This is a genomic window from Neglectibacter sp. CSJ-5 (genome assembly GCF_032490475.1).
GTDB classification, from domain to species: Bacteria; Bacillota; Clostridia; order Oscillospirales; family Acutalibacteraceae; genus Hominenteromicrobium; species Hominenteromicrobium mulieris.
Genome location: NZ_JAVYJC010000001.1, coordinates 17,458 through 44,449 on the forward strand (window position 1 = coordinate 17,458; position 26,992 = coordinate 44,449).

At 55.7% G+C, this 26,992-nt stretch carries 20 protein-coding genes; 12 read left to right on the plus strand and 8 right to left on the minus strand.

All coding sequences use genetic code 11. The annotated features are described in order from the left end of the window. Positions 1-30: 30 nt before the first annotated feature. Positions 31-1,626: an MGDG synthase family glycosyltransferase gene (locus R2K26_RS00105; RefSeq protein WP_316517915.1), complete on the minus strand. Its 1,596-nt coding sequence runs from the start codon at positions 1,624-1,626 to the stop codon at positions 31-33. A 418-nt stretch (positions 1,627-2,044) separates the two neighbouring features. Here R2K26_RS00105 and R2K26_RS00110 point away from each other — a divergent pair, with 418 nt between their 5' ends. From R2K26_RS00110 to R2K26_RS00140, 7 genes are all read left to right on the plus strand, one after another. Continuing rightward, positions 2,045-3,607 carry a VanW family protein gene (locus R2K26_RS00110; RefSeq protein WP_316517917.1) on the plus strand — a complete coding sequence of 521 codons (1,563 nt, stop codon included), beginning with the start codon at positions 2,045-2,047 and terminating at the stop codon, positions 3,605-3,607. A 121-nt stretch (positions 3,608-3,728) separates the two neighbouring features. Further along, on the plus strand, positions 3,729-5,606 hold the full coding sequence (locus R2K26_RS00115) for an NAD(+) synthase (RefSeq protein WP_396897215.1): 1,878 nt from the start codon (positions 3,729-3,731) through the stop codon (positions 5,604-5,606). Further along, complete coding sequence (locus R2K26_RS00120) at positions 5,603-6,553, plus strand: D-2-hydroxyacid dehydrogenase (protein WP_316517921.1); 951 nt, start codon at positions 5,603-5,605, stop codon at positions 6,551-6,553. Before R2K26_RS00115 ends, R2K26_RS00120 begins: the two co-directional genes overlap by 4 nt. A gap of 6 nt (positions 6,554-6,559) precedes the next feature. Then, complete coding sequence (locus tag R2K26_RS00125; protein WP_316517923.1) at positions 6,560-7,705, plus strand: cysteine desulfurase family protein; 1,146 nt, start codon at positions 6,560-6,562, stop codon at positions 7,703-7,705. Between the two features lie 32 nt (positions 7,706-7,737). Beyond that, positions 7,738-8,904: a tRNA uracil 4-sulfurtransferase ThiI gene (gene thiI / locus R2K26_RS00130; RefSeq protein WP_316517925.1), complete on the plus strand. Its 1,167-nt coding sequence runs from the start codon at positions 7,738-7,740 to the stop codon at positions 8,902-8,904. 17 nt (positions 8,905-8,921) lie between these two features. Then, positions 8,922-10,175: a competence/damage-inducible protein A gene (locus R2K26_RS00135; protein WP_316517927.1), complete on the plus strand. Its 1,254-nt coding sequence runs from the start codon at positions 8,922-8,924 to the stop codon at positions 10,173-10,175. 3 nt (positions 10,176-10,178) lie between these two features. After that, complete coding sequence (locus R2K26_RS00140) at positions 10,179-11,225, plus strand: class B sortase (protein WP_316517929.1); 1,047 nt, start codon at positions 10,179-10,181, stop codon at positions 11,223-11,225. A gap of 78 nt (positions 11,226-11,303) precedes the next feature. On the opposite strand, the gene R2K26_RS00145 is transcribed toward R2K26_RS00140, so the two are convergent. Then, positions 11,304-13,184, minus strand: a complete 1,881-nt coding sequence (locus R2K26_RS00145; protein WP_316517931.1) for a heavy metal translocating P-type ATPase — start codon at positions 13,182-13,184, stop codon at positions 11,304-11,306. A 122-nt stretch (positions 13,185-13,306) separates the two neighbouring features. Further along, positions 13,307-13,525, minus strand: a complete 219-nt coding sequence (locus tag R2K26_RS00150) for a cation transporter (RefSeq protein ID WP_176821090.1) — start codon at positions 13,523-13,525, stop codon at positions 13,307-13,309. 177 nt (positions 13,526-13,702) lie between these two features. On the opposite strand from R2K26_RS00150, the gene R2K26_RS00155 reads away from it, so the two are divergent. Further along, a complete protein-coding gene (locus tag R2K26_RS00155) occupies positions 13,703-14,467 on the plus strand; it encodes a metalloregulator ArsR/SmtB family transcription factor (protein WP_176821089.1) in 765 nt (254 codons plus the stop codon). Positions 14,468-14,723: 256 nt separating this feature from the next. Here R2K26_RS00155 and R2K26_RS00160 read toward each other — a convergent pair whose 3' ends face one another. Next, the gene (locus R2K26_RS00160; RefSeq protein WP_308449797.1) at positions 14,724-15,383 is read right to left on the minus strand and encodes an HAD family hydrolase; all 660 of its coding nucleotides are present in this window, start codon (positions 15,381-15,383) and stop codon (positions 14,724-14,726) included. Between the two features lie 248 nt (positions 15,384-15,631). On the opposite strand from R2K26_RS00160, the gene R2K26_RS00165 reads away from it, so the two are divergent. Together R2K26_RS00165 and R2K26_RS00170 are read left to right on the plus strand one after the other, a co-directional pair. After that, positions 15,632-16,216 (plus strand): ECF transporter S component, encoded by a 585-nt coding sequence (locus tag R2K26_RS00165; RefSeq protein ID WP_316517939.1) that lies wholly within the window; start codon positions 15,632-15,634, stop codon positions 16,214-16,216. Positions 16,217-16,427: 211 nt separating this feature from the next. Next, on the plus strand, positions 16,428-17,873 hold the full coding sequence (locus R2K26_RS00170) for a trypsin-like peptidase domain-containing protein (RefSeq protein ID WP_316517941.1): 1,446 nt from the start codon (positions 16,428-16,430) through the stop codon (positions 17,871-17,873). A gap of 465 nt (positions 17,874-18,338) precedes the next feature. Here R2K26_RS00170 and R2K26_RS00175 read toward each other — a convergent pair whose 3' ends face one another. The 4 genes from R2K26_RS00175 to R2K26_RS00190 all read right to left on the minus strand — a co-directional run bounded on the left by R2K26_RS00175 (position 18,339) and on the right by R2K26_RS00190 (position 23,214). Beyond that, entirely contained in the window at positions 18,339-19,676 is a 1,338-nt protein-coding gene (locus R2K26_RS00175) for a penicillin-binding transpeptidase domain-containing protein (RefSeq protein ID WP_308449799.1), read from the minus strand. Continuing rightward, positions 19,673-21,583, minus strand: coding sequence for an FtsW/RodA/SpoVE family cell cycle protein (locus R2K26_RS00180; RefSeq protein WP_316517944.1), 1,911 nt, complete (start codon positions 21,581-21,583; stop codon positions 19,673-19,675). The genes R2K26_RS00175 and R2K26_RS00180 overlap by 4 nt, the downstream gene beginning before the upstream one ends. A gap of 27 nt (positions 21,584-21,610) precedes the next feature. Then, positions 21,611-22,291: a UDP-N-acetylglucosamine pyrophosphorylase gene (locus tag R2K26_RS00185; RefSeq protein ID WP_316517946.1), complete on the minus strand. Its 681-nt coding sequence runs from the start codon at positions 22,289-22,291 to the stop codon at positions 21,611-21,613. 161 nt (positions 22,292-22,452) lie between these two features. Beyond that, positions 22,453-23,214 carry a nucleoside phosphorylase gene (locus tag R2K26_RS00190; RefSeq protein WP_316517948.1) on the minus strand — a complete coding sequence of 254 codons (762 nt, stop codon included), beginning with the start codon at positions 23,212-23,214 and terminating at the stop codon, positions 22,453-22,455. Between the two features lie 187 nt (positions 23,215-23,401). Here R2K26_RS00190 and R2K26_RS00195 point away from each other — a divergent pair, with 187 nt between their 5' ends. Next, positions 23,402-25,135, plus strand: coding sequence for an ABC transporter ATP-binding protein (locus R2K26_RS00195; RefSeq protein WP_316517950.1), 1,734 nt, complete (start codon positions 23,402-23,404; stop codon positions 25,133-25,135). Continuing rightward, entirely contained in the window at positions 25,132-26,916 is a 1,785-nt protein-coding gene (locus R2K26_RS00200; protein ID WP_316517952.1) for an ABC transporter ATP-binding protein, read from the plus strand. Before R2K26_RS00195 ends, R2K26_RS00200 begins: the two co-directional genes overlap by 4 nt. Positions 26,917-26,992 lie beyond the last annotated feature (76 nt).

The window sequence follows — 26,992 nt, forward strand, 5'->3', positions numbered from 1 at the left end:
GGTGAAAGGACGGGCTGCGGTGAACGTGCATCAATCCTCAATCGTAATAAACTGCGTATGCTCCGGCAGGTTTTGAACTTCGGTTTTCAAAAACGCCGGTCTTAAATCGATATACGGCAGCTCTTCAAACGGGAACCACGCGAAGTGGACGCTCGGTTCATTCGGGCTGTCGAAACGGTCGCCGCGGGTGATGAGATCGGTGCCGGAAGCGTCTACGGTGAAGTAGGTGCAAAGCTCGTGGTAACGCTGCTTTTTGCCTGTAGGGGTGAAGAAGCTTTGGGCAATCCACACGGCGCGCTCCGGCGCGACGGTGACACCCAGCTCTTCTTTTAACTCGCGCGTGAGGGCGTCTTCGGCCTTTTCACGCATGGTGACGCGGCCGCCGGGGAGGTAGTAGTGCTCTGTGCTGTCGTCTTTTGTGACGAGCAGCTTGCCGTTCTGCACGATGATGGCGGCGGTGCGGAAGTTGAACACGCCTTTATCCGTGGAGAATGAGATGTTCGGGTTATACGAGGCAAATTCCTTTGCGAGCCTTACGGCGAGCGCGACGATGTTCTCGTTCGCGCGGGATTTATCAAATGTGCGGCAGCTTTCGCGCATGCGGCGCAGACGCTCTTTATGCTCGATGAGTGAGGACACGACAGCGGAGAAATTCTCCTTTGTGACGCGCACGCCCATATCGTGCGTTTGCAGGAAGTTGGCGTTATCTTCCTCCTGACCGGGAATGGCGTCGAACACGGCGAGCGGCAGGTTGCATGCGAGCGCTTCCGAGACGGTGAGGCCGCCCGGCTTTGTGATGATGAGGTCGGACGCGTGCATAAAGCGCTCTACCTCCGTTGTGAACTGGATAAGCTTTGTCTTTTTCGACGAGTTCGGAATTTCGCTTTCAAAGAGCTTATAGAGCTTTTTGTTATTGCCCGTGATGATGATGATCTGTAAATCGAGCGGGGAGGAGCACAGGCCGCGGTAGAGGTCTACAATGTTGGAGACGCCCATGCTGCCGGCCATGAAGAGCACGGTGGGCACTTCCGGCTCGAGGTCCATTTCGGTGAGGAGCTTCGCCTGGTCTTCCTTGTCGAAGAAGACGTCGTGTACCGGGATGCCGTAGGGATAGATATGCTCTTTCGGAATGCCGAGACGGCGCAGGTCGTTCACCATGTCGTCACAGGCGACGACGTAGGCATCGACATTCGGGGCAATCCACGCCTTGTGCACGCCGTAGTCTGTCATGAGGCAGATGAGCGGGCAGGTGATGCGGCGGCGCTCCTTTAAACCGGAGATCATCTCTGTTGCGAACGGGTGCACGCTGATGATGACGTCCGGCGCGACCTCCGCTAAACGCGGATAGAGCTGGAGCGCCAGAAGCTCCGTTGTGTGGGGGACGAAATCCGCAAGGGGATTATCTTTATTTGTCGTTTTGTAGAGACGGCCGAAGAGGGACGGGGTCTTCTTCGCCATAAAGAGGTAGCTGTCGCAAATGGTTTTGTCGAGCAGCTTGCCGATGCTTTTTAAGAAGTCCATTTGAATGACTTCGTGGGTGGTGGTTTCGCGTATATATTTTTCAAGTGCCGCAGCCGCGCGCAGGTGGCCGCCGCCGGTGGCACAGGTGAGAATCAAAATGCGCATGATACCGCTCCTTTTCAATAGCCTTTTCATCGGGTGTGTCTGAAAAATCAAAACTTATTTTCAGATACCCCCTGTCCTTTGCTCCAGTTTATCACATTTTTTTGTGAATTTCCATATATTGCGCGGAAATTAAGAAATCAAATCCGAAAAAAGAGTGAAATTTGCGGAAAATTTGCATTTTTCTGGAGACTTTTTTGCGGCTTTGCGGTATACTTAAAGTAAGCGGAGAACCTATATGCGTTCAAAAACTTTTAAGACATATTTAAACGTATGTCTTTACAAGAAAAGATGCGGCAGGTATAATATTCTCAGCCGGTATTTTGCCGGCGAAAAGGAGAGAATATCTGCAAAACGTAAGTCGGTACGATACAGAAAAGCGGCTGTGAGAAGCTGCCGGGATTTTCAGAAAGGCGATCTCATGTATAGACATAAAACGAAAAAATATCGCGCGGCGGCGGTCGGCGCAGTTTTGGCGGCTGTCTTGATGCTGGGCTTTGCGGGCTGCGATAAGCTGCCGACGTCTTCCGACGCTGCGGCGACGGTGGCGCCGACGCCTACCCCGGAGCCGGAAGACCTGACCGTGTTTGCGGAAGGTACCACGATGGACGGCATCGACATTTCCGGCATGAAGCTCGCGGAAGCCGAAAAAGTGTGCAGAGCAGCGGCATTAAAGCCGTATGCGAATATTAACGTCACGGTGAAAAGCGGCGATACCGAAATGACCGCCAAGGGCAGCGAGCTGACCGTTGTGGATACGCTGGATATTACGCTGACGCGGCTTTTGAAATCGAGAAAAGCGGGCGACTACGAAATGACGTACTGCCTGTCGCTCAAAAATTTTGAAAATGAATTAAAACAGAAGCTCGGCGATTTCGTCGTGCAGGCTAAGGACGCGACCGTGGGCTCTTATGACTTTGACGCGGGCGACTTTAAGTTTGAAGATGCCGTAAACGGCAAAAAGCTGGACGTTTACGGAACGCTTGCCGCCGTGAAGACGCAGTTCCTTAAGAAGACGAGCGGCGAAGTAGAGGCTGCTTTGCAGGAGACCGCGGCGAAAGTGACCGTGGACGACCTGAGAAAAGATTTCGGCATGATCTCCTCGTTTGAGACGGTCTCGACGAATACGGAAAACGGCAACCACAACATGGGTCTGGCGCTTTCCCGCGTGAACGGCACGGTTTTGAACCCGGGCGATACATTCTCTTATGAAAACATTGTGGGCGATTCCACAAACGCTTCCACGGGCTTTTTGCCGGCGGGCGGCCTTTCCGGCGGCGCGCTGGTGCAGATGTACGGTGGCGGCATTTGTCAGGCTTCTTCAACGATCTACGGCGCTGCGCTGCGTGCGGGTATGACAATCACGCTGCGCGACTGCCACTCTTCACCGTCTACGTACGTGCCGATCGGTCTGGACGCGACGGTGAGTTACGGCGAGATCGACTTCCAGTTCCGCAATGATCTTGACACCCCGGTGTACATTATGAGTTGGATGGACGGTGTGACGCTGCATGTGCAGTTCTACGGCAAGCACCCGAAAGAGTGGGACACGATCAATGTGTATTCCCAGACAACGAGCGAGATCCCGCCGCTGAGCACTGTGAAATACGTGGTTGACCAGAACCTTAAAAAGGGCGAAAAGGTGCTTTCCACAAGCGGCAACTGGGGCTATGAGGCGAGCGCTTGGCGTGATTTTGTGAAGGACGGAGAGGTCATCCGCACCGAGACGCTTCCTTCCTCCTACTACGGCCCAAGCGGCACCATTTACCGCATCGGCCCGGGCACGGAGACGTCTTCCCCGAGCCCGACACCTACGGCAACCCCAACGGCAGCGCCGACTGCGACCCCTGCGCCGACTGCGGCGCCTACGCCGGAGCCGACCCCTGCGCCGGAGCCGACCCCTGCGCCGCCCGCAGAACCGACGGCGGCCCCCACAGAGGAGTCCACACCGGAGCCTGTGACGGCGGCCGAAACCGGCGAATGAGAATAAAAACAGTTTCCCCCTGCTCTTTTTTCGGCAGGGGGAATTTGTGCAAGTGAATATAATTGTGTCACCTCCGGTGACACTTGAGAGGAGCTTATTTGTGAGCATAAAAATAGACGGAATGGTGCGCGTAGCGGCGGCTACACCGCACGTGAAGGTGGCGGACTGCCCGTACAACAAAAACGAGATGGCGAAGATGATCCGCGAGGCGGCCGCAAACGGCGCTTCGGTCATCGCGTTCCCGGAGCTTGCGATGACGGGCTACACCTGCGGCGACCTGTTTAAGGACAGAAAGCTGATGGAAAGCGCGAAGGCGTGCCTGTTTGACCTCATCGAAGAGACGGAAGACCTCGATATTCTGTGCGCGGTGGGTATGCCGATCCCGTCCGGCGGGGCGCTGTATAACTGCGCGGCGGTGTTCAGCCGCGGCGTTTTGCTGGGCCTGCCGGCAAAGCAGCATATTCCGAATTACTCCGAATTTTACGAGCTGCGCCATTTTTCCCCCGCGCCGGAAAGCGGCATGCTGCGCTATGCGGGCGACTGGTACGGCTGTCGCGACGTGGTGTTTGAGCTTGCGCCGGACGTGACCGTGGGCGTGGAGATCTGCGAGGATGTTTGGGTGGCAGACCCGCCGAGTGTGACGCTTGCAAAGGGCGGCGCGACCGTTTTATTAAATCTTTCGTGCAGCGATGAAATTATCGGTAAGGCGCAGTACCGCCGCGACATGCTGCGCATGCACTCCGGTCGTCTGCTTGCGGCGTATGTGTACGCGGACAGCGGCTTTGGCGAAAGCACGACGGACATGATCTTTGCGGGACACAATTTGATTTGCGAAAACGGCTCGTTACTGAACGAGAGCGATTTGTTTACGAACGGCATCACCTACGGCGACATCGACGTGGAGCGCCTTGTGCAGGAGCGCCGCCGCATGAATACGTGGCAGGACGAGCCTGTGTGCGACATCATCGACGCTTCGATGGATCTGCCCGAGTTTGAGACGACGCGCACGGCGTACCCGTACCCGTTTGTGCCGAAGGACGACGCCGACCTTTCCGCACGCTGCGAGACGATCCTCAAAATGCAGGCGACGGGTCTCGCGACGAGACTGAAGCACATCGGCTGCAAAACGGCGGTCATTGGGCTTTCGGGCGGTCTCGATTCCACGTTGGCGTTGCTTGTGACGGCGAACGCGTTTGATATGCTCGGCCTGCCGCGCATGGGCATCCGCACGGTATCGATGCCATGCTTCGGCACGACGGCGCGCACGAAGAGCAACGCGCAGTGCCTTGCGGAAGAGCTCAAGGTGCATTTTGATGAAATTCCGATTGCGAAGGCGGTGGAGCAGCACTTTAAGGACATTCAGCACGATCCCGAGGTGCTGGACGTGACGTATGAAAATTCGCAGGCGCGCGAGCGCACGCAGCTTTTGATGGACATTGCGAATCAGCACGGCGGCATTGTCATCGGCACGGGCGACCTTTCCGAGCTTGCGCTCGGCTGGGCGACGTACAACGGCGACCACATGTCGATGTATGCGGTGAACGCGTCTATCCCGAAGACACTGGTGCGCCACCTCGTGCGGTATGAGGCGATGCACGGCAACGACGAGCTGCGCCGTGTTTTACTTGATATTTTGGACACGCCGGTCAGCCCGGAATTATTGCCGCCGAAGGACGGCGAAATTTCACAGAAGACGGAAGACCTTGTGGGGCCGTATGAACTGCATGATTACTATTTGTATTATATGCTGCGCTTTGGATTTACTCCTCGTAAAATTTATGCGATGGCGCTGCGCTCATTTGCGGGGCAGTATGACGCCGAGACCATTAAAAAGTGGCTGAAAACGTTCTACCGCCGCTTCTTCCAGCAGCAGTTTAAGCGCTCCTGCCTGCCGGACGGCCCGAAGGTGGGCTCTGTGACGCTTTCGCCGCGCGGCGATTTCCGCATGCCGAGCGACGCGTGCAATACGGTGTGGAGAGAGGAGATCGAAACGCTGTGAACATTTTAGTTGCGATGGAGACGAAGCCCTATCAGCGCGTGTGGCTCGAAGAAGCCGCGCCGGGGGAGACGTTTATTTATAAAGAGGGCAAGGCAGAGCGCGAGGACGTGCAGAACGCGGATATAATCCTCGGCAACGTGAGCCCGAAGCTCATCTCGACCGGCGATAAGCTCAAATGGTTACAGACGAACAGTGCGGGCGTGGACGGGTATATCCACGGCTGTCTGCCGAAGGAGACCGTTTTGACAAATGCAACGGGCGCGTATGGCCTTGCGATTTCGGAATACATGGTCGCGGTGTGGCTTGAACTTTTAAAAAAGCTGCATTTGTACCGCGATGTGCAGCGCACGGGCAAGTGGTGCGACCTCGGGCAGGTGCGCTCGGCGTGGAACTCGACGGTGCTGGTGCTCGGCCTCGGCGACATCGGTGGGGAATTTGCGAAGCGTGCGAAAGCGCTGGGCGCGAGGGTGATCGGCGTGCGCCGCACGGGTACGGATAAGCCCGATTTTGTGGACGAGCTCATCCACACCGATAAGCTTGATGAATACCTGCCACAGGCGGACTGCGTGGCCATCACGCTGCCGGGCACGACGGCAACGAAGGGTATGTTTGACGCAGAGCGCATGGCGAAGATGAAGGACGGCGCGATTTTATTAAACGTCGGCCGCGGGATGATCGTCGACACAGATGCGCTGTGCGCGGCGCTGGAAAACGGAAAGCTTGCGGGCGCGGGCGTGGACGTGACCGACCCGGAGCCGCTGCCCGCAGATCACCCGCTGTGGAAGATGGAAAACGCGGTCATCACACCGCATATCTCCGGCGGATACCATTTGCAGGAGACGCACGACCGCATTGTGCGTATTATGGCGGAGAATTTAAAGCGTTTTCTGGCGGGTGAGCCGCTTAGAAATGTGGTCGATTTTTCGACCGGCTACCGAAAACTGTAAGGGATAATGATGGATACGACACAGGAAATTTATTTGGACAACAGCGCGACGACGCGCGTTTCAAAAGAGGCGGCGGAAAAGGCGCTTTACATGATGACGGAATGCTACGGCAACCCCTCTTCGCTGCACAGCAAGGGCTTTGCGGCGGAAAAGGAGATGACTGCGGCGCGGGAGATCATTGCCGAGAGACTTTCGGCGCAGCCGGGGGAGATTTATTTCACGTCCGGCGGCACAGAGAGCGACAACATTGCGATTTTGGGTGCGGCGCACGCGAAAAAACGCGCGGGCAACAAGATTGTGACGACGGAAATCGAGCATCCGGCGGTGCTCAATACGATGGCACAGCTTGAAAAAGAGGGCTTTGAGGTTGTGTATGTGCAGCCGGAGGCGGACGGAAATATTCCGAAAGAGAAATTTGACGCGGCCATTGATGCGAAGACGATTTTGGTCAGCGTGATGGCGGTGAATAACGAAACAGGCGTTTTGCTGCCGCTGAAAGACATTGCGGGCATAATCAAGAGAAAAAAGGCCCCGGCACTGTTTCACACGGACGCGGTGCAGGGCTTCTGCAAAATTCCGCTCCAGCCGAAAAAGCTCGGTGTTGACCTCATCAGTGTTTCGGGCCACAAGGTGCATGCGCCGAAGGGCGTGGGTGCGCTGTACGTGAAAAGCGGTGTACGCATTTTGCCGCACAGCTTCGGCGGCGGGCAAGAGAAAAATCTGCGCCCCGGTACCGAGGGCGTGCCGCAAATTTGTGCGTTCGGCGAAGCGGTGAAGCACATGATGACGGAAAAGGAGGCGCTCACACACGTAAAAGCGGTGCAGGCGCATTTGATTGAACGGCTGAAAGCGATGCCGGAGGTCGTTTTGAACTCGCCCGAAAACGCGCTGCCGTATATTGTGAATCTTTCGGCAGGGCGCGTGCGTGCGGAGACGATGCTGCACTTTTTGGCGGAGCAAAACATTTTTGTTTCAAGCGGTTCCGCGTGCGGCAAGGCAAAACCGAGCCACGTTCTGAGCGCGATGCAGCTGCCGAAGGAGCGCGTTGAAACATCGCTGCGCATAAGCCTTTCGGCGGAAAACACAGCAGAAGAAATGGACGCGTTTGCGGACGCCTTGAAAGAGGGCCTCCAAACGCTTTCGCACGCGTAAGCGTGAGTTTATAGATGGAAAGGAATTTTGTCATGCAGGAAGTGATTCTGGTCAAGCTCGGCGAGATCGTCTTAAAGGGATTGAATCGCCGCACGTTTGAAGACCGGCTGTTAAAGAACATTCGCCGCCGCATTGCGCGCGCGGGCAACTTTGAGGTGTACTCCATGCAGTCCACCATTTACATTGAACCGAAGGACGAGGACGCGGACATTGACGAGGCCGAGGAGCGCATCTCGAAGATTTTCGGCGTCATCGGCTATGCGCGCGCTTGCGTGTGTGAAAAGGACATGGACGCCATTACAAAAGTGGCGCCGGAATACCTCAATGACACACTCGCGGGCTTTAAGACGTTCAAGGTGGAATCGAAGCGTGCGGACAAGAAGTTCCCGCTCGGCTCCATGGAAATCTCCCGCGAGGTGGGCGCGGCGCTGCTGCGCGCGAACCCGCACATTTCCGTAGACGTGCACAACCCGGAGATCACGGTGCGCGTGGAAATCCGCGAGAAAGCGGCGTATATCCACGGCGAGACGAAGCCCGGCGCGGGCGGCATTCCGGTGGGCACGGGCGGCAAGGCGGCCATTCTCATCAGCGGCGGCCTCGACAGCCCGGTGGCAGCCTGGATGATGGCAAAGCGCGGCGTGGAGCTGACGGCCATTCACTTTGCGAGCCCGCCGTACACGAGCGAGCGCGCACATGAAAAGGTGGTGGCGCTGCTGAAGAAGGTCGGCGAATATGCGGGCAGAATGGACATGATCACCGTGCCGTTCACCGAAATTCAGGAGCAAATTCGAGACAACTGCCCGGAGGAGCTTGCGACCGTGATTATGCGCCGCTTTATGATGCGTGCCGCCGAGCGCATTGCACGCGAGCGCGAATGCAGCGCGCTCATCACGGGTGAGAGCCTTGGGCAGGTGGCAAGCCAGACCATTCAGGCCATCGCCTGCACGGACGCCGCGGCGAATATGCCGGTTTTCCGTCCGCTTATCGGCAGCGACAAGTCGGAGATCGTGACGCTTGCGCACCGCATTGACACGTATGATATTTCCATTGAGCCGTATGAGGACTGCTGCACGGTGTTTACGCCGAAGCACCCGCGCACCCGCCCCACTTTGAACGTGGTGGAGGCTGCGGAACAGAAGCTTGATGTGGAACAGCTTTTGAAAAATTGCCTTGAAAAGACGGAGATCCGTCATCTGTAAGAAAGGGGAATTTTACCATGCAGGCAGAAGTACTATCGGTAGGTACAGAGCTTTTGCTCGGCCAGACCGTAAACACAGACACAACAATCGTTGCAAAGGCGCTTTCGGCGCTCGGCATTGATCTGCTCTACGCCGCCGTAGTCGGCGACAACGTGGGCAGATTGGAAAAGGCTGTTTACGACGCGCTTGACAGAAGCGATATTCTCATCACGACGGGCGGCCTTGGGCCGACGGGCGACGACCTGACGAAAGAGACCGTGGCTGCGGCTGCGGGCAAGAAGCTTGTTTTGCACGAGCAGAGCTACCAGCATTTGCTCGATTACTTTGCAAACGGCGGCATGACCGAAAACCAGATGAAGCAGGCGATGCTGCCGGAGGGCTGCACCGCGCTGAAAAACGACAACGGCACTGCGCCCGGCTGCGCGTTCCGGACGGACAAGGGCAAGATCGTCATCATGCTGCCCGGCCCGCCTTCGGAATTGACCCCGATGCTGCACAACTATGCCGTGCCGTACCTTGAAAAGTTCCAGAGTGCGGTCATCGCTTCGCACAGCGTGCATGTGTACGGCAGAGGCGAAGCGCCGGTGGCGCAGATGATCGAAGACCTGATGGAGCAGAGCAACCCGACCGTGGCACCGTACGCCAAGGAAGGCGAGATGTTCGTGCGCGTAACGGCGAAGGCCGCAACGAAAGAAGAAGCGGACGCAATGTGCGTGCCGGTGGTGGAAGAATTGAAGAAGCGCATCGGCAACTTCGTGTACGGTGTGGACGTGGAGACGCTGGAGGAGCTTGTAGTCAGTGCGCTTAAAAAGGCGGGCAAGAAGCTTGCAACGGCGGAATCCTGCACGGGCGGTATGCTTGCAAAGCGCATTACGGACATTCCGGGTTCCTCCGCCGTGTTTGAGACGGGCTGTGTGACGTATGCAAACTGCGTGAAGGAGCGTTTGCTCGGCGTACCGCACGAGACGCTTGTGACATACGGCGCAGTGAGCGAACAGACGGCGCGTGCGATGGCGGAAGGCATTGTGCGTGAGAGCGGTGCAGACATCGGTGTGGGCATTACGGGCATTGCGGGCCCGGACGGCGGCACAGAAGAAAAGCCGGTGGGCCTTGTGTACATTGCGTTGAGTGACGGCAAGAACACGTGGGTGGCAAAGCGCCAGCCGATGGGCAGACTGAAATCCCGCGAATGGCACCGCCACTGCGCGGCCTCCAAAGCACTCGATATGGTGCGCCGCTACCTTGCCGGTTTGCCGGTGGACGAGGCGTAACGCGTGCGGCGCAAATACCGCGAGCCGGAGCCTATGCGGCGCGTGGCGGTCTATGAAGACGAAGAAAGTATGCAGCCGAGAAAGCGGAGAATTCTGTTCCCGGTGCTCATCACGCTGTTTTCGGTGATTTTTGTCGTTTCGGCGGCGGTGCTTGTAATTGAGCTCATTGTGAACCCGTATGTGACGGATAAAAACGTAGGTGAGATTCAGGAAATCTACTCCGAAGCGGGCGACACGGAAAGCGTGGCCCCGGTGACTTCCGAAGACGACACGGCGGACAGCGAACGCATGGCAGAGCTGGAGCGCCGTCGCGAGGCTGTTTTGAAGCTGCAAAGTGTGAACAGCGACATTACGGGCTGGGTGCAGCTGGACGGCACGGACATCAATTTTCCGGTGCTGACGCCGCCTGCAGACGACCCGCAGTATTACCTTTACCGCAACTACAAAAAGGAAAGCACGAAGTACGGCAGCATTTTTTTGGACGGTATGTGCACGGTGGACTCCGATAATCAGGTTTTGCACGGGCACAGCATGCAGGACGGCAGAATGTTCTGGCAGGTGATCGGTTTTGGCAGTGCCAAGACCGTGAAAAGCTGTCCGGTATTTCGCTATGACACCGAAAAGGAAGCGGCGGAATGGAAGATTGTTTCGGTATTCAAGACGAATACATACGATAACCAAGGGGAACTGTTCAACTATCTGCGCGGCGATTTTGACTCTGCGGAAGACAAGATGCAGTTTTACTACGACGTGATGAAACGCAGCATGGTGAACACCGGCGTTGACCTGAACGAAAACGACAAAACGGTGATGCTTTCAACATGCTCGTATGAATATGAGGGTTTCCGCACGGTGATCGTGGCGCGCAAGGTGCGTGACGGCGAAGATGCGACCGTGGACACCTCAAAAATCACGGAGAACGAAAACGCGTTGTACCCGGACATTTGGTATCCCTCCGGCAAAGCGCCGGACTACTGGCCCGACTACTTTGAGGATGCTGTGCAAAACGGCATGGTGGATTGGTACACGGGCAATCTGTACAAAGATTAAAAGCTGAAACAGAAAACGAAAAACGCCCTCCCGCTTGCGGAAAAACCGCAGCGGGAGGGCGTTTTGGTATGTTATCTTTTATTCTTTGTACTTCAAAGCGCGGATGGCGTTGAGAACCGCGATAATCATGACACCGACATCCGCAAAGATGGCTGCCCACATGTTTGCAAGACCGAACGCGGTGAGCGCGAGACAGCCGAACTTGATGATGAGCGAGAACACGATGTTCTGCTTGACGATGCCGATGCACTTGCGGGAAATTTTGATGGCCTTTGCAATCTGCATCGGGTCATCGTCCATGAGGACAACGTCTGCGGCTTCGATGGCGGCATCGCTGCCCATGGCGCCCATGGCGATGCCGATATCGGCACGGGTGAGCACCGGCGCATCGTTGATGCCGTCGCCGACGAATGCGAGATTTGCTTTCTTCGGCTTATTCTGAATGAGCTTTTCGACTTCGTTGACCTTATCGCCCGGGAGCAGCTCGCTGCGAACTTCGTCGATACCAAGCTCTTTGGCGACCTGATCAGCCACACGCTTGGCATCGCCTGTGAGCATGACGGTTTTTTCAACACCGGCGTGCTTCAGCTTCTGAATGGCTTCCTTGGAATGGGGCTTGATAACATCGGAGATAACGATGTGACCGGCATATTCGCTGTCGATTGACATGTGGATGATGGTGCCGACGCTGTGGCAGTCGTTATATGGAATATTGTGCAGCGCCATGAGCTTTGCGTTGCCGGCGAGGACCTCGTGCCCGTCGACCTTGGCGGTGATGCCCTTGCCGCTGACTTCTTCAATGTCCGTTACGCGGCTGCGGTCGATCTCTTTGCCGTAGGCTTTCTGCAAACTTTTGCTGATGGGGTGGGAGGAGGCGCACTCGGCGAGCGCGGCGTACTCGAGCAGCTTTGCTTCGTCCATCGTGTTGTGGTGGACGGCGGTGACCTCAAACACGCCCTGCGTGAGCGTGCCGGTTTTATCGAACACGACGATTTTTGCATCGGAGAGGGCTTCAAGATAGTTGGAGCCCTTGATGAGCACGCCCTCATGGCTTGCGCCGCCGATGCCCGCAAAGAAGCTGAGCGGGATGGAAATGACAAGTGCGCACGGGCAGCTGACGACAAGGAAGGTCAGCGCGCGGTAAATCCAATCGACCCAAGCGGCATCCATGCCGAACGCCATGCGCAGGAGCGGCACGGCGATGCCGAGCAGTACAGCGGAAATGCAGACTGCCGGGGTGTAAATTTTAGCGAAGCGGGAGATGAACGCTTCCGAACGGGACTTGCGGGAACTGGCGTTTTCAACGAGGTCGAGAATTTTGGAAACGGTGGACTCGCCGAATTCCTTTGTGGTGCGGATTTTCAGAACACCGTTTAAATTGATGCAGCCGCTGATGATCTCATCGCCCTCTTTGACATCGCGCGGGAGGCTTTCGCCGGTGAGCGCGCTGGTGTTAAGGCTTGCGTTGCCGCTTTCGACCACACCATCGAGCGGGACTTTTTCGCCCGGCTGCACGACAATGATGCTTCCGACCGCGACTTCATCGGGATCGACCTGTTCTAACTTTCCGTCTTTTTCAATGTTGGCGTAGTCCGGGCGGATGTCCATCAGCGCGGAGATGTTTTTGCGGCTTTTGCCGACGGCGTAGCTTTGGAACAGCTCGCCGATCTGATAGAACAGCATCACGGCGATGCCTTCAAGATAATCGCCGCTCTTTGTCCAAATGGCGAGGAAGAACGCACCGAGGGTGGCGAGCGCCATCAAAAAGTTTTCGTCGAACGCGCGGCCGTTTAGGATGCCCTTGCCGGCTTTTCTTAAAATATCGTAGCCGATGACGAGATAGGCGGCGAGGTACGCGATAAGGCGCGGAATGCCCGTGATAGGTAAGAACTGTAACACGACCAGCATCACGGCGGTGATGATGATGCGGTACAGCGTAATCTTTTGTTTCTTTTTCATGAGGATACCTCTTGTGGTTTTATATAGCAGTTAGATGACACATTACCGTATAAAAAAGACCGACTGTACCGAGAAAGCGGAGCCGGTCATTTTTTCTGACGATACGGGTAGACCGAAGTAAATTAAAGCTCGATCTCGCAGTCCGGCTCAACCTTCTTGCAGGCCTTGAGGACATTCTTCATGACAGCTTTAGCGTCCTGACCGTCTTCAAACTCAACGATCATCTTCTGGGTCATGAAGTTTACGGTCGCATTTGCAACACCTGCGGTTTTCTTGGTTGCTTCTTCCATCAGGTTGGCACAATTTGCGCAGTCAACTTCGATGCTGTATGTTTTTTTCATGGGAAAAACCTCCGTAAAAAATCATTTTGTTTTGAAATGTGGTGCTAACGATTAAATACTTGCTTAATCGTTACAGTTGTAGTATACTGGGGCCGGAATAAAAAATCAAGGGGTTTTCGGGTGCTGCTTCCAAACGGGCGAACGGGATTTCCGAAACGGATAAACGGAGGACTTTTTATGGCGGATTTTGCATTGCCGCACGACCACGGCAGGCACAAGCATGACGAAGCGCTGCACAGAGAATTGATGAATACGGAGCGTTTTTCGGCCGTGGCGGACGTGTTCAAGCAGCTGAGCGACCCGGTGCGCGTGCGCATTTTCTGGCTTTTGAGTCACCGGGAAGAATGTGTTATCAACATTGCAGCGATGATGGATATGTCGAGTCCGGCGGTTTCGCACCATTTGAAGTCGCTTTTAGACAGTGGGCTTATCATGAGCCGCCGCGATGGCAAGGAAGTCTACTATAAGGCGTCGGACACCGAGCAGATCGGGCTTTTGCACGAGATTGTGGAGCAGGTGATGGAGATTACGTGCCCGGAAAAGGAAGTGGACTTTCAGGCTTCGCAGGAGGAGATCATTCGGAATGTGCACAATTACCTGATTGAACACATCAGCGAGCGCATCACGATAGAAACGCTGTCAAGAGAGTTCCTTATGAACACCACGACGCTGAAAACGGTGTTCAAAAAAGTGTACGGCACAACGATTGCGGCGCACATGAAGCAGCACCGCATGGAGCTTGCGGCGGGGCTGCTGCTGAAAACGCAGAACGACATTGCGTCCGTAGCGCAGGCCGTGGGGTATGAGAGCCAGAGCCGATTTACGGCGGCGTTTAAGGAGGCCTACGGCGAGCTGCCGACGGAATACAGACGGCGGCACGTGTGCGGGGCGAAGAAGCAGACGTGCGGGACGTGTACGTGCTCGACGTGTATGAGACGGTGAGGAGCTTGGTTTGAGAGCTTTTAGAAATTAACAGAGCGCGCAGCTTTTGGGTGGCTGCGCGCTCTCCTTTTGTATGCGATGCTTTTTTCTAAAGGCGGCTTTAGCCGCCTTTCAGGAAACTCATGCAACTGGGTTCCCTACACTTAAAACGTCCACGGGACGTTTTAAGTTACCCTCCTGGTTTTTGGGGCGCTGCCCCAAGACCCCGCCGCCTTTAAAAAGGCGGGCAAAACTTTTAATCGCCATTGCCGTTAGCTTAGAGGATAAGGTTTTCCAGCTCCTCTGCGTTATGGACAAGGGTATCGGCGCCGTTTTCTTCGAGCTCTTTTTCGTCCCTGAAACCCCAGGTGACGCCGGCGGTGAAGAGGCCGGCGTTCTGCCCGGTCTGCATATCAACGCCGCTGTCGCCGACATACAGGCATTCGGCGGGGGTGACGCCTAATTCTTCGCACAATAAAAGTGCGGCACTGGGGTTCGGTTTTTTCGGTACGCCTTCCCTTTGTCCGTGGACGACATCAAAAAGCCCGGTGAACAGCTTTTCGGCGATATAGCACGTCATGTTATCGGGTTTGTTGGAGAGCACGGCGGCTTTGACGTTGTTTTCACGCATTTTTTGGAGCAGCTCTACGATGCCGGGGTAGGGGGTGACGTCTTTTGTGGGATCACTTTCATATAAAGCGTCATACGTTTTGCGCAGGGCTTTTACATCTTCTTCGGTGTATGTGCCCTTAGCGGCAGTGAGCATGCGGCGCATGAGAATATCTGCGCCGTTACCGACGAATGTGCGGTAGCGGTCTACGGGGAACGTTTTTAAGCGGTGCGCTTCAAGCGCGGCGTTGCCGAATCCGGCGATGGAAGTGAGCGTATTGGCCACGGTTCCGTCCATATCAAAAATAACGGCTTTTACTTTTGCCATGAATATCCCTTCTTCATATTATAGATAATCGAAAAGCGAACGACACTTTTCGCACCGCCAGTATACCGCTTTTTTGACGAAAATGCAACCGGGGCGGGCTTTTTGGGGTGTGAAAAAGCATCTGACCTTAAAAATTATATTAAATCTGGCCATTGCGATAATACCAGCGCGGTGCTATACTGGGTGCAATCTTCAAGGCACGGCGCACGAACGGTGCAGTCGCGCCCCAAAGCAAAGGGGTAATCAAAATGAAAAACAAGAATTCCATCTACAAGATTGTCACCGTGGGCCTTTTGGGCGCGCTGGTGTTCGTCTCCAACTACCTGAGCTTCCCGATTCCGGTGCCGGTGGGCGATATTTCCCGTATCCACCTCGGCAACGCGTTTTGCCTGCTTGCGGGCTTTGTGATGGGCCCGATCGGAGGCGGTCTGGCGTCCGGCATCGGCGCGATGCTCTACGACCTGACGAACCCGGCGTACATCGCTTCGGCTCCGTTTACGTTTGTGTTTAAGTTCCTGCTGGCTGCGGTTTGCGGCCTCATCGCGCACAAGGGTAAAATCACCGGCAACATGCTGGAGGAAGACTTTACCATTACCGTGCCGCGCAGCATTGTGGCGGGCATCTGCGGCAGCCTGACATACATTGTGCTGTATCTCGCAAAGTCCTACATTACGACGGTGCTTGCGGGCAGTGCGCCGGAGGCTGCGGCGATTGCGCTTGCGACGAAAGCGGCTTCGAGCACGGTGAACGCGATTCTCGCCATCATCATTTCCGTGCCGCTCTCCGCTTTGATTCGCAAGGCGTTGAAAAGTTCGCACCTGACGACAAAATAAAATCAGCGTATAAGGAAAGCCGCCGGAACACGCACCGGTGGCTTTCGTTGTTTTTGTGTGACAGAGATTTCTTGCTTTTTTCATGAAACTGTTCACTGCACTTCACATGAACTTCACAGAACTCCGAAATAATATAGATAATCCGAACGGAAAGAAAAAAAGGTTGAAAAACCGTTTGGAATATGGTATTATGTGAAAGGAGTAAGGAACCATGAGTGACAATCATGAGAAATTCCAAAATGGTTTTGACCCGAACAATGGGTCTGAACCGGCAAACACCAATACTTCCGCTAATAACGCTGTAAACAGCACAAACGCCTACGGCACCTATCATAACGCACAGTATCCGACGAACAACACCCCCGCATATACGTGGAACGCACAGAGCGCTCCGCAGCAGAACGCGCCGGTGCAGCCAAACGGACAGCCTGTGTATTACGGTGTGCCGGTGCATCAGCCGCAAAAACAGCCGAAGCCCAAAAAGCACGGCTCGAAATTCGGCTTGAAGCTTTTAGCCGTTGTGCTTTGCTGTGCGATCACCTCGGCGGCGTCGCTTGGCGTATTCGTCGCGATGATTCAAAACGGCTTCATCAATGTGCAGTCTTCCGAAGCGAGCAGCAATGCTGCGTTCACAATCTCGCGCGTGGTGAACGGCGACACGAGCTCGGATACGAGCGCGAGCAGCGACGGCACGGTTTCCGCGATGAGTGACCAGGACATTGCAGCAAAGCTTACACCGTCTGTCGTGTGCATCCAGAATTATCAGGTGACACAGAATTACGGTTTCATGCAGACCGATACGTCGGACAGCAGCGTTTCCCCGGCGAGCGAAGGCTCCGGCATCATCATGAGTGAAGATGGCTACATCATCACGAATGCGCATGTTGTGGAGGGTGCGACTTCCCTGAAGGTGATGACCTCCGACGGTGAGACGTATGAAGCGCAGCTGATCGGCAGCGATACCGTGACGGACCTTGCGGTCGTAAAGATCGATGCGACGGGCTTGACGGCTGCGGAATTTGGTTCTTCCGAAGATTTGCGTGTTGCGGATAAGGTCATGGCCATCGGTAACCCGGGCGGCCACGAGCTGAGCTCCAGCGTAACGATCGGTTACGTTTCCGCTTTGAACCGCGCGATTGCCAATAACACGACCGGCTACACGATGGAATATATCCAGACCGATGCGGCGATTAACCCCGGTAACTCCGGCGGCGCACTCATCAACGAGTATGGTCAGGTCGTTGGCATCAACTCCGCGAAAATTTCCGCTACGGGCTATGAGGGCCTTGGATTTGCGATTCCGATCGATACGGCACAGCCGATTATCTCCGACCTCATCCAGTACGGTTATGTGAAGGACAGAGCTGTTCTCGGTATTTCCGGTCAGTTCATCGACAGCATGACGGGCCGCTTCTACGGCTTGCCGCAGGGCGAGTATGTGGCACAGCTCAATTCGAGTGAGGCACAGGCTTCCGGCTTGCAGGTGGGCGATGTGATTACCGCTATTGACGGCCAGCAGCTGGACAGTGAATCCACATTGCGTTCCGCAATCCTCAGCAAGAAGCCGGGCGATACGGTAACACTTCAGGTGTACCGCTCTTCGACGCAACAGTCCGCAACCGTGGAACTGAAGCTTTCCGAATACAGCGCGGGTTGATTTAATTTAGAGTACGAGTCTTTTTCATAAATCTCCTTTTTCAAGCAACGAACCCCGAGGTAACCCCTCGGGGTTCGTTGCATTTTGTCGGCTTTTGATTTTGCTGCCGTGGGTGTTCCCGGCTGTGATTGAGGGTGCGCAGTATCTCACTCTTTTTCTCGGTCAGAGGGAGCTTAAATTTTATACGAAGGCATAAAGTAACGCCGCACTCTCAATGAAAAATCGAGGGTGCGGCGTTGCTTTATTTCGAAGAATTCGCTGTGGCGAGTTCTTCAAGGAACCCCTTAATAGGGTTTCTTGCGGCAGAACAGTCCACCGGACTATTCTGCCTATCTTCCTGATTTTTGGTAGGTAAAAAGGTCTCGCCGTTTGTGAACGACGACCAAAGGCGTTGCCTTTGGAAACCACCACCTTTGAAAAGGTGGACGAAACTTTATTCGTCGCTTCGCTGTGGTTTACGGAAGATCAATTCCCTGTAATGGCGTTGAGTGCGGCGGAGACGACTTCACCGGCGGTATAGAGTCCGGAGGTGCCCTCCTGCACGCACACGGCGAACGCATACGGGGTGCTTTCATCCTCCGAGAAACCGACGATCCAGCAGTTCGGGTTTTTATCGTCGAGCTCGGCGGTGCCGGTTTTGGCACACAGCGAATAACCGTCGAAAAGATACTCGCCGTAGTAATTGACGACGTTGTTGCGCATCATGCTGTGGAGAGAAGCGGCAGTGGAGCTGTCCGTTAAGGTGTAGCTCGTGCGGCTTTTGCCGCCCGTGAGGTATGGCTCCGGAGTGGAGCCGCCGTTTGCGATGGCGCCCATCAAAAGCGCCATGTGGTACGGGTTTGCCATGACATCCGCCTGACCGACGGAGCTCCACGCGAGGTCTATGGCGCTGGTGGAGCTGCTTAAATTGGTACTGCTTTTGTCGGTGGTGACGGAATCAAACGAGAAGTTTTTACCGAAGCCCATTTCTTCGGCTTTCTTTTTGAGGTTTTCCGCGCCGATGTCCTCCGCAAGCTGCGCAAAGTAGAGGTTGCAGGAATAGCCGAGCGCCTGCTCGAGGTTCAGCTCGCCGTGGTAATTGAGACACGTCACCTTGCCGGAGCCGATGTCCATTTCTTCTTCGCAGGTATAGGTGCGGGTGTCCCAATCGGGCAGGTACTCCATGGCGGCAGCCGCTGTGACGAGCTTAAAGATGGAGCCCGGCGTGTAGGTGGAGGAAAGCGTGTGGTCGAGGAAAACGCCGTTGTATTCTTCGTTGTCGTTGAGGTCCTCCGGGACGTTCATGGGGTCGTATGTGGGAGCGCTGACCTTGACGAGTACCTCGCCGGTCTTATAGTTATAGACAAACGCGGAGCCGTTGCGGCCGTTGAAGGCGTTGTACGCGGCGGCGCTGGCGTTGGCATCTACCGTTAAAACGAGGTTGTTGCCGAGGTCCGAAAGCACGGTGCGCGCAAGGCCCGTGATGGGGTTATAGCCCACGAGCTGCGAGCGGTGCACGGCCTGCACGGCGGTGCCGATGTAGCCGCTGGAATCGCCCACGGTGTGGAGCAGTGCGCGGCGAATGTCTTCACTTTCGGCGTAAACGCGGGAGCCGTCCTCCGTTTTGGCGAGCACCATGCCGCTGCGGTCTGTGATGGTACCGGCGGAAACGGCGGTGTCATCGCCGTAAATGTGACCGTTATACGGCTGCGTGGCCCATGTGGAGCCGTTTAACGCGAGGTTGATGAGGAACCAGACGAAGCCGCCGCAGAAGGCAAACAGCAAAATGTAAAGGACAAAAGAGCGAAAGCCGGTCGTTTTCATCGGCGGTCACCATCCTTTCTGCGTGTGCGGGACTGACCCGGCGAGAGGTTTTCTTCGGAAATATGGACGCGGTATGCGCCGCGGGAACGCGGGGCCGTGTTTTCGGCGCGGGTATTCACGCGGGGACGCGGCGTGGGCGGGTCGTTTGGGGAGTAGCGCGGCGGGGTGAAGGAAATCGTGTCTTCGTCGGCCTCGCCTTTCGGGTGTCTTCCCGCACGGCGGGCAGCGTAGGTGCGTTCATCGGACGCTTTGAGGAATGCCAGAAGCCCCCAGACAGAGATCATACTGGAGCCGCCTGCGCTGATGAACGGCAGCGTGACGCCGGTGAGCGGCAGAACATCCGTGGGGCCGAAGACATTGAGCGCGGCCTGAAAGAGCAGCATGCCCGAGACGGCGCACGCCGCGATGGCGTAGAACGTGGAGCGACTGCGTGTGACATCGCTGCGGGCGTAGAGGATAAAGAGGACGAGCGCGAACAGCACCGCCATGCCCATTAAAAGGCCCTGCTCCTCGCACAGCATACCGAACACGAGGTCGCTGTCGCCGGCGGCGACATATTTTAAGATGCCGTTGCCGAGGCCGAGACCGAAGAGGCCGCCGCTTGCGATATACGTCATGGTGCGCACCTGCTGGTAGCCGAGGCTGTCTTGTGTGTGTTCCCACACGTGCATCCAGCCCGAGAAGCGCTGGGCAACGTAGGGTTTAAACTGCAAAATGAGGAACACGCCGAAGCACGCTGCCGCGAGGATGAGGAAAATGGTGCGGAAGCTGCCGGAGCGCATGAACGCGATGATGAGGAAGCAGGCGAAGAAGATGAGCGCCGTGCCGAAATCGCGCATGAGGAACAGGAATGCGAGGCAAATGGCGGCGAACACGATGAACTCCGTGATGTTCTTTTTCGTCTGCAAATGGTCGAGCGTAGACGCGCCGACGAACACGAATGCGATTTTGATGAACTCCGAGGGCTGGAAGCTGAACGGCCCGATGAAGATCCAGTTGCGGGAGCCGTTGACGTCTTTGCCGAGCAAAAGGTTTGCAACAAACAGCAAAATGGCGCCGATGGCGATGTAGAGCCGCAGCTTCATGACGCGCTCGAGGTCGCTCATGAACCAAACAAGGAAGCAGAAAAGCACAATGCCGATGCCGAACGCGGCAATCTGCATTTTAACGGTGTCGAGCCCCTCACCGCTGAGGAGCAGGATGCCGATGCTGCTGAGGAGCAGCCCGACGGTTTCAATCTCAAAACTGACGCGCTTTAAGATGCGGCGGGAGAAAAAGTACAGCACCCAGCTTGCCGTGAACAGAATCACGAACGGTGCGGCGGGGTAGAGGCGGAATTCGCCTGTGCCGATCATCAGTTGCAAGGTGAGCGACATCTGAACGAGCGTGACGACGAGCATCAGCTTAAAGGGGGACGCCGCCTCTTTGGAAAAGCCGGTGAACATGCTGCGCTTTTTCTGCGGCACGTCGGACGCGTTACGCAGCGTGAGCGTGGTGGAGCCCATGCGGATTTTGTCGCCGATCTGCACGAGCGTGGGCTCTGTAATCTGTTTATTGCGCACGCGTGTGCCGGCGTGGGAGCCGGTATCGCACACGAACCAGCCCTCTTCGCGGCGCATTAAAACGGCATGGTCTCGCGAAACGGAATTATCGGGTATTTGAATATCGCAGCTGCGGCTGCGCCCAATGGAATTCTCCCAGTACAAAACGGGAAAATGCGCGCCGGTGGCGGCATCCTCCAGCATGACGACCGGGTCTTTGCGGCGCTGTCCCTTTTTAAACGAGGTATAGCAGCGCCAGATAACGTACAAAACCATCAGGACGGTGACGGCACGCACGAGCACAAGGGCGGTGGAAAGCAGCCCGGAGCCGAGTATGCGCGTGATGAGTTGCTTTAAAAACTCCATAAAGACCTCTTTTCTTTACGGCGAAGATCAGTCGTGAATTTCGGCGACCTCACCGGCCTTTTTATAGATGTGGTTCGCGGGCACGAAGCCGCGCACCATGGAAAGCGGATAGACGCGTGCGTTTTTGCCGACGACCGTGCCGGGATTCAAAACGCTGCCGCAGCCGATTTCGGCGTGGTCGCCCAGCATGGCGCCGAATTTGCGCATGCCGGTCTCTACGCGTTCGCCGTCCTTTAAGACGGTGACGTTCGAGTGATCCTGCTTTAAGTTCGATGTGACGGCGCCCGCGCCGGTGTGGGCCTTGTGGCCCATGACGGAATCGCCGATGTAGTTATAGTGCGGGGCCTGCGCGCCGTCGAACAGGATGGCGTTTTTTACCTCGGTGGAATTGCCGACGACGCAGCCAGCGCCGATGAGCGCGTTGCCGCGGATAAATGCGCCGGGACGCACCTCGGTCTCCGGCCCGATGACAGTGGGGCCTGCAATGTAGACGTTCGGGTAAAGCTTGGCGCTTTTCGCGACCCACACATCTTCACCGCGCTGGTCGTATTCCTCGGGCGAAAGTGTTTTGCCGAGCGCTTTAATGAACTCGCCGATCTTCGGCAGCGCCTCCCACGGGTAGGTGCAGGCTTCAAGCAGCGGGCGCGCCGCGGTATAGCTGAGATCATATAAGGCGCGGACGGTCAATTCTTCATGTTTTACGTTCATATTCATGTTCCTTTCTTGACTCAATCGTACTGAAATACCGACTCTGCGGAACGGACTTGCGACTTTCCCATAAAACTCCATTTGGTATATTATAATACAACTCCCCGCACATTTCCAGTCTGTGCGGGGAGAATTCAGGTTTTCTTAACGATTTTGTGTGTTTACAGGTACTTTAAGGTGCGGATGGCGGCTTCTATGTAAATTTCGCCGGCATCCGTGCCGAGCTTATTTAAGTTGCGGGCGTCCCATTTTTCGCCGGAAAGGGAATCTGCCGCCCACATGAACTGGGCGAATTTGACGTTTCGGAACGCCGCGACGGTCGCCATGGCGGCACATTCCATCTCAACGACGGAGCAGCCTTGCTTTAAACGCTTTTCAACCTTGCCGCGCGTCTCACGAAAGAATGCGTCGGTCGTCCACGTTTTCACGCGGGCATAGGGGACGTCCATGTCTTCGAGCGCTTGGCAGACGGCATCTACACAGGCAGGCTCGAGTACGGCTTCCTCGGCGGGTGGGGCGTAGTGGTAGCTGGTGCCCTCATCGCGCACGGCGGCGTAGGGTACCAGAATGTGCCCGGCGGTGATGGCGTGATCGAGTGCACCGCAGGAGCCGAGCATCAAAAACTTTTTCACGCCGTGGGGGATCATCTCTTCCATGATGCCGCAGGCAGACGGCGCGCCGACGCGCATGCATATCAGCGCAAACGCGGTGCCGTTCGGCGCAGTGCAGCGATAGACCGGTTCTCCACCGTTGCAGTCCTGATATTGCATGATGACTTCGCCGTGAAATTCCGCCGCGTATTTCTCCGTGAGCGGGCGGGAGAACACGCCGATGAGTGCCTCCGGCATATTTTCCATCAGGTGATAGAATTCGCTCGGCTCAATGACGGCTTTTCTATTCGGGTCAAAATCTGTGTGGATCATGGAATTCCCTCCTTCGTTTTCGCAAACGGTAAATTTTATCCATTATACCACGGGGGAGATTTTTGTCAAGCAAAGGCCTAAATTTACCAAAATATTTTATGATTATATTGAAAAGTTGTGCGGGATACGCTATAATAGTTGCAAATACAACTATTGAGAGCTTCTTAGGGGAAAGAGGGCATGTAATTTGAAAAGACTGGCGGTGTATTTAAAACCGTTTTTGCCGCGCATGGGCGTGGGCATCAGCTTTAAGGCGGTCGGTACGCTTGTGGAGCTCGCGATTCCGTGGATTTTGTCGTATATCATTGACGATCTGATCCCGCTGAAAGAAATTCGCCCGGTATGTCTGTGGGGTGGATTGATGATCGTGTGCTCGCTTATTGCGTGGGGCGGCAACATCACGGCGAACCGCATGGCGTCCGCTGTGGCGCGCGACTGCACGCGGCAGATCCGGCATGACCTGTTCCAAAAGATCTCGTATCTTTCGGAAAGCAGGGTCGATGCGTTCACAATTCCGTCTCTTATCTCGCGCATGACGAGCGATACATACGTTTTGCACCAGACGGTCGGCATGATTCAGCGCATCGGCATCCGTGCGCCGCTGCTGCTTTTTGGCGGCATCATCGTATCGCTGACGATGGATCCGATGCTGACGCTCATTATGGTGGCATCCTTGCCCATTGTGGGCGTAATTGTATTTTACGTCTCGCGAAAAGGTGCGAAGCTTTTTAAGATCGTGCAGAAGGCTTCCGATTCCATGCTGCGCGTGGTGCGTGAAAACGCCGTGGGCGTGCGCGTCATCAAGGCGCTTTCCAAATCGGACTATGAGCGTGCGCGGTTTAAGAAGGTGAACGACGACCTCACCGAAAAGGAGCGCACGGCAGAGAGCACCATGGCGCTTATCAACCCGGTGATGAGCCTTTTGCTGAACCTCGGCATTGTGGCGGTCATCACGGTGGGCGCGGTGCGCGTGAACAACGGCACCTCCGAGATCGGCAAGATCATCGCGTTTATGAATTTATACACCATCGTTTTGAACGCTTTGATGGCGATTAACCGCATTTTCATGATGCTTTCACGCGCATCGGCTTCCTCTGCGCGTGTATTGGAAGTGCTGGACACGCCGGTGGAGCTTTTCGAGACTGAGCCGCACTTCAGCTTTTTGCCGAAGGACGCGCCGCATGTGGAGTTTGACCACGTGACGTTCCGCTATGCGCGCGGCAGCTTTGCGGTGCGGAACATCGATTTTGCGTTAAAGCGCGGCGAGACGCTCGGCATCATCGGCGCGACAGGCGCGGGTAAATCGACGATTATTCGTTTGCTCATGCGTTACTACGACGTTTCGGAGGGCTCCGTGAAAATAGACGGCGTGGATATCCGCGACTACGCGACGTCCGATTTACGCGCGAAGTTCGGCGTGGTGTTCCAAAACGACACGCTGTTTAAGGACACGATACGCGAGAATATCCGCTTAGGGCGAAACCTGACGGACGAGCAGCTTTTGGAAGCGGCACGACGCGCACAGGCGCTGGAATTTATTGAAGAACAGGGCGGCCTGGACGCGCCGGTCGCCATTAAGGGCGCGAACCTTTCGGGTGGGCAAAAACAGAGACTGTTGCTTGCGCGCGCGTTGGCGGGCGACCCGGACATTTTGCTGTTGGACGACTCCTCGAGCGCGCTCGATTACAGGACGGACTCGAAGCTGCGTGAAGAAATTCGCCTGCATTGTGCGGACGCGACAAAGATCATCATTGCGCAGCGCATCAGCTCCATCATGCATGCGGAAAAAATCATGGTGCTCGAAAACGGCAATGTCATCGGCATGGGTACGCACGAAGAATTGATGGAGACCTGTCCGCTTTACCGTGAGATCGGGGAGTCGCAGATCGGCGAGGGACTCGCAAAGGAGGTGCACGCATGAAAAGGCCGGAAACCGTGCAAACGGAAAAACACGAAAAGCCCAAAATGAAAAAAACGGCGGTGCTGTCACGCCTTTTGCCGTATTTGATGCGCTACAAATTTTTGATGCTCGGGGCGATTTTACTGACGGTCGGCGGCAATTTGCTTTCACTGGCGGGACCGTACATTTCGGGTCTTGCGGTGGATGCGATGGAGCTCGGCTGCGGCAAAGTCAATTTTGAAAAGGTGGGCCGCTACGGCGTTCTGATGGTTGTGATGTACGCGATATCCGCAGCACTTTCGTATGCGCTGACGCGCCTTATGATCGTCATCAGCCGCCGCGTGGTGAACACGATGCGGCACGATGTGTTCCAAAAGCTGAGCGAGCTGCCGGTCGGATACTTCGATACACACCAGACGGGCGACATTTTGAGCCGTATTTCGTATGACATCGACACCATCAACACCTCGCTTACGAATGATATGGTGCAGGTATTCGCGAGCGCCGTCACAGTCATCGGCGCGCTCATCATGATGCTTTCCATTTCGCCGACGCTTGTGCTGGTGTTTGTTTTCACCGTACCGCTTTCGATGTTCATGACAAAGAAGATCACGGGCTTTACGCGGCCGCTGTTCCGCAAGCGCTCTGCAAAGCTGGGCGAGCTGAACGGCTTTGTGGAGGAAATGATCAGCGGGCAGAAGACGCTGCGCGCGTATAGCCAAGAAGAAAACACCATTAAGAAGCTCGATAAACAGAACGACGAGACCGTGGACGCGTACTACCGCGCCGATTATTACGGCAGCATGGTGGGACCGTCCGTCAACTTCGTCAACAATCTTTCGCTTTCACTCGTCAGCTTTTTCGGCGCACTGCTGTTTTTGGGCGGGTCAATCTCTATCGGCAACATTTCGAGCTTTGTACTGTACTCCCGCAAGTTCAGCGGGCCGATCAACGAAATCGCGAACATCATCGGCGAATTGCAGTCGGCGTTTTCGGCGGCGGAGCGCGTGTTCCGTTTACTGGATGAAGAGCCCGAGGTCGCGGACAGTCCGAATGCCGAAGGTCTCACCGAAGCTGAGGGTGACGTAGACCTTTCGCACGTGAACTTCGGCTACACAAAGGACAGACAGATCATCAAAGACCTCTCGCTGCATGTGCCGAAGGGCGCGCTTGTGGCCATTGTGGGCCCGACGGGCGCGGGCAAAACGACCATCATCAATTTGCTGATGCGCTTTTACGATGTGGACAGCGGAGAGATTACGCTTGACCATAAGCCAATCAAAGATCTGACGCGCCGCAGTTTGCGCCTCAATTACTCCATGGTCTTGCAGGACACATGGCTTTTTACGGGCACGGTGTATGAAAACATCGCCTACGGCAGCGAAAAGGCGACGCGCGAAGACGTGGAGCGCGTGTGCAAAGCGTGCGGCATCCATGACTACATCCGGACGCTGCCGGCCGGTTATGAAACGGTGCTCGAGGACGACGGCGCGAATATCTCAAAAGGACAAAAGCAGCTGATGACCATTGCACGCGCGATGCTGCTGGAGTCGTCCTTGCTCATTCTGGACGAGGCGACCTCAAACGTCGATACGCGCACGGAGCTGCGCATACAAAAGGCCATGCGTACGCTGATGGCGGACAAGACCTGCTTTGTCATTGCGCACCGCTTATCGACTATTCGCAACGCGGATATGATCTTAGTCGTGCGCGACGGCGAGATTGTGGAGCGCGGCACGCATGAAAGCTTGATGCAGGGCGACACATTCTACCGGCATTTGTATAACGCACAGTTCGCGTAAAAACGCAGAAACGGGGGCTGTTATGAGACGTATACGGAGAACATTGCCCCACGCGGCGTGGATGTGAAAGAAATTC

What these genes read in the sequence shown, in the direction of transcription:
- R2K26_RS00125 (WP_316517923.1), top strand. Translation starts at nt 6,560, where the DNA reads ATGATGGATACGACACAGGAAATTTATTTGGACAACAGCGCGACGACG.
- R2K26_RS00105 (WP_316517915.1), bottom strand. Translation starts at nt 1,626, where the DNA reads ATGCGCATTTTGATTCTCACCTGTGCCACCGGCGGCGGCCACCTGCGC.
- R2K26_RS00160 (WP_308449797.1), bottom strand. Translation starts at nt 15,383, where the DNA reads ATGGCAAAAGTAAAAGCCGTTATTTTTGATATGGACGGAACCGTGGCC.
- R2K26_RS00155 (WP_176821089.1), top strand. Translation starts at nt 13,703, where the DNA reads ATGGCGGATTTTGCATTGCCGCACGACCACGGCAGGCACAAGCATGAC.
- R2K26_RS00165 (WP_316517939.1), top strand. Translation starts at nt 15,632, where the DNA reads ATGAAAAACAAGAATTCCATCTACAAGATTGTCACCGTGGGCCTTTTG.
- R2K26_RS00200 (WP_316517952.1), top strand. Translation starts at nt 25,132, where the DNA reads ATGAAAAGGCCGGAAACCGTGCAAACGGAAAAACACGAAAAGCCCAAA.
- R2K26_RS00170 (WP_316517941.1), top strand. Translation starts at nt 16,428, where the DNA reads ATGAGTGACAATCATGAGAAATTCCAAAATGGTTTTGACCCGAACAAT.
- R2K26_RS00175 (WP_308449799.1), bottom strand. Translation starts at nt 19,676, where the DNA reads ATGAAAACGACCGGCTTTCGCTCTTTTGTCCTTTACATTTTGCTGTTT.
- R2K26_RS00145 (WP_316517931.1), bottom strand. Translation starts at nt 13,184, where the DNA reads ATGAAAAAGAAACAAAAGATTACGCTGTACCGCATCATCATCACCGCC.
- R2K26_RS00150 (WP_176821090.1), bottom strand. Translation starts at nt 13,525, where the DNA reads ATGAAAAAAACATACAGCATCGAAGTTGACTGCGCAAATTGTGCCAAC.
- R2K26_RS00115 (WP_396897215.1), top strand. Translation starts at nt 3,729, where the DNA reads ATGGTGCGCGTAGCGGCGGCTACACCGCACGTGAAGGTGGCGGACTGC.
- thiI (WP_316517925.1), top strand. Translation starts at nt 7,738, where the DNA reads ATGCAGGAAGTGATTCTGGTCAAGCTCGGCGAGATCGTCTTAAAGGGA.
- R2K26_RS00180 (WP_316517944.1), bottom strand. Translation starts at nt 21,583, where the DNA reads ATGGAGTTTTTAAAGCAACTCATCACGCGCATACTCGGCTCCGGGCTG.
- R2K26_RS00190 (WP_316517948.1), bottom strand. Translation starts at nt 23,214, where the DNA reads ATGATCCACACAGATTTTGACCCGAATAGAAAAGCCGTCATTGAGCCG.
- R2K26_RS00185 (WP_316517946.1), bottom strand. Translation starts at nt 22,291, where the DNA reads ATGAACGTAAAACATGAAGAATTGACCGTCCGCGCCTTATATGATCTC.
- R2K26_RS00135 (WP_316517927.1), top strand. Translation starts at nt 8,922, where the DNA reads ATGCAGGCAGAAGTACTATCGGTAGGTACAGAGCTTTTGCTCGGCCAG.
- R2K26_RS00110 (WP_316517917.1), top strand. Translation starts at nt 2,045, where the DNA reads ATGTATAGACATAAAACGAAAAAATATCGCGCGGCGGCGGTCGGCGCA.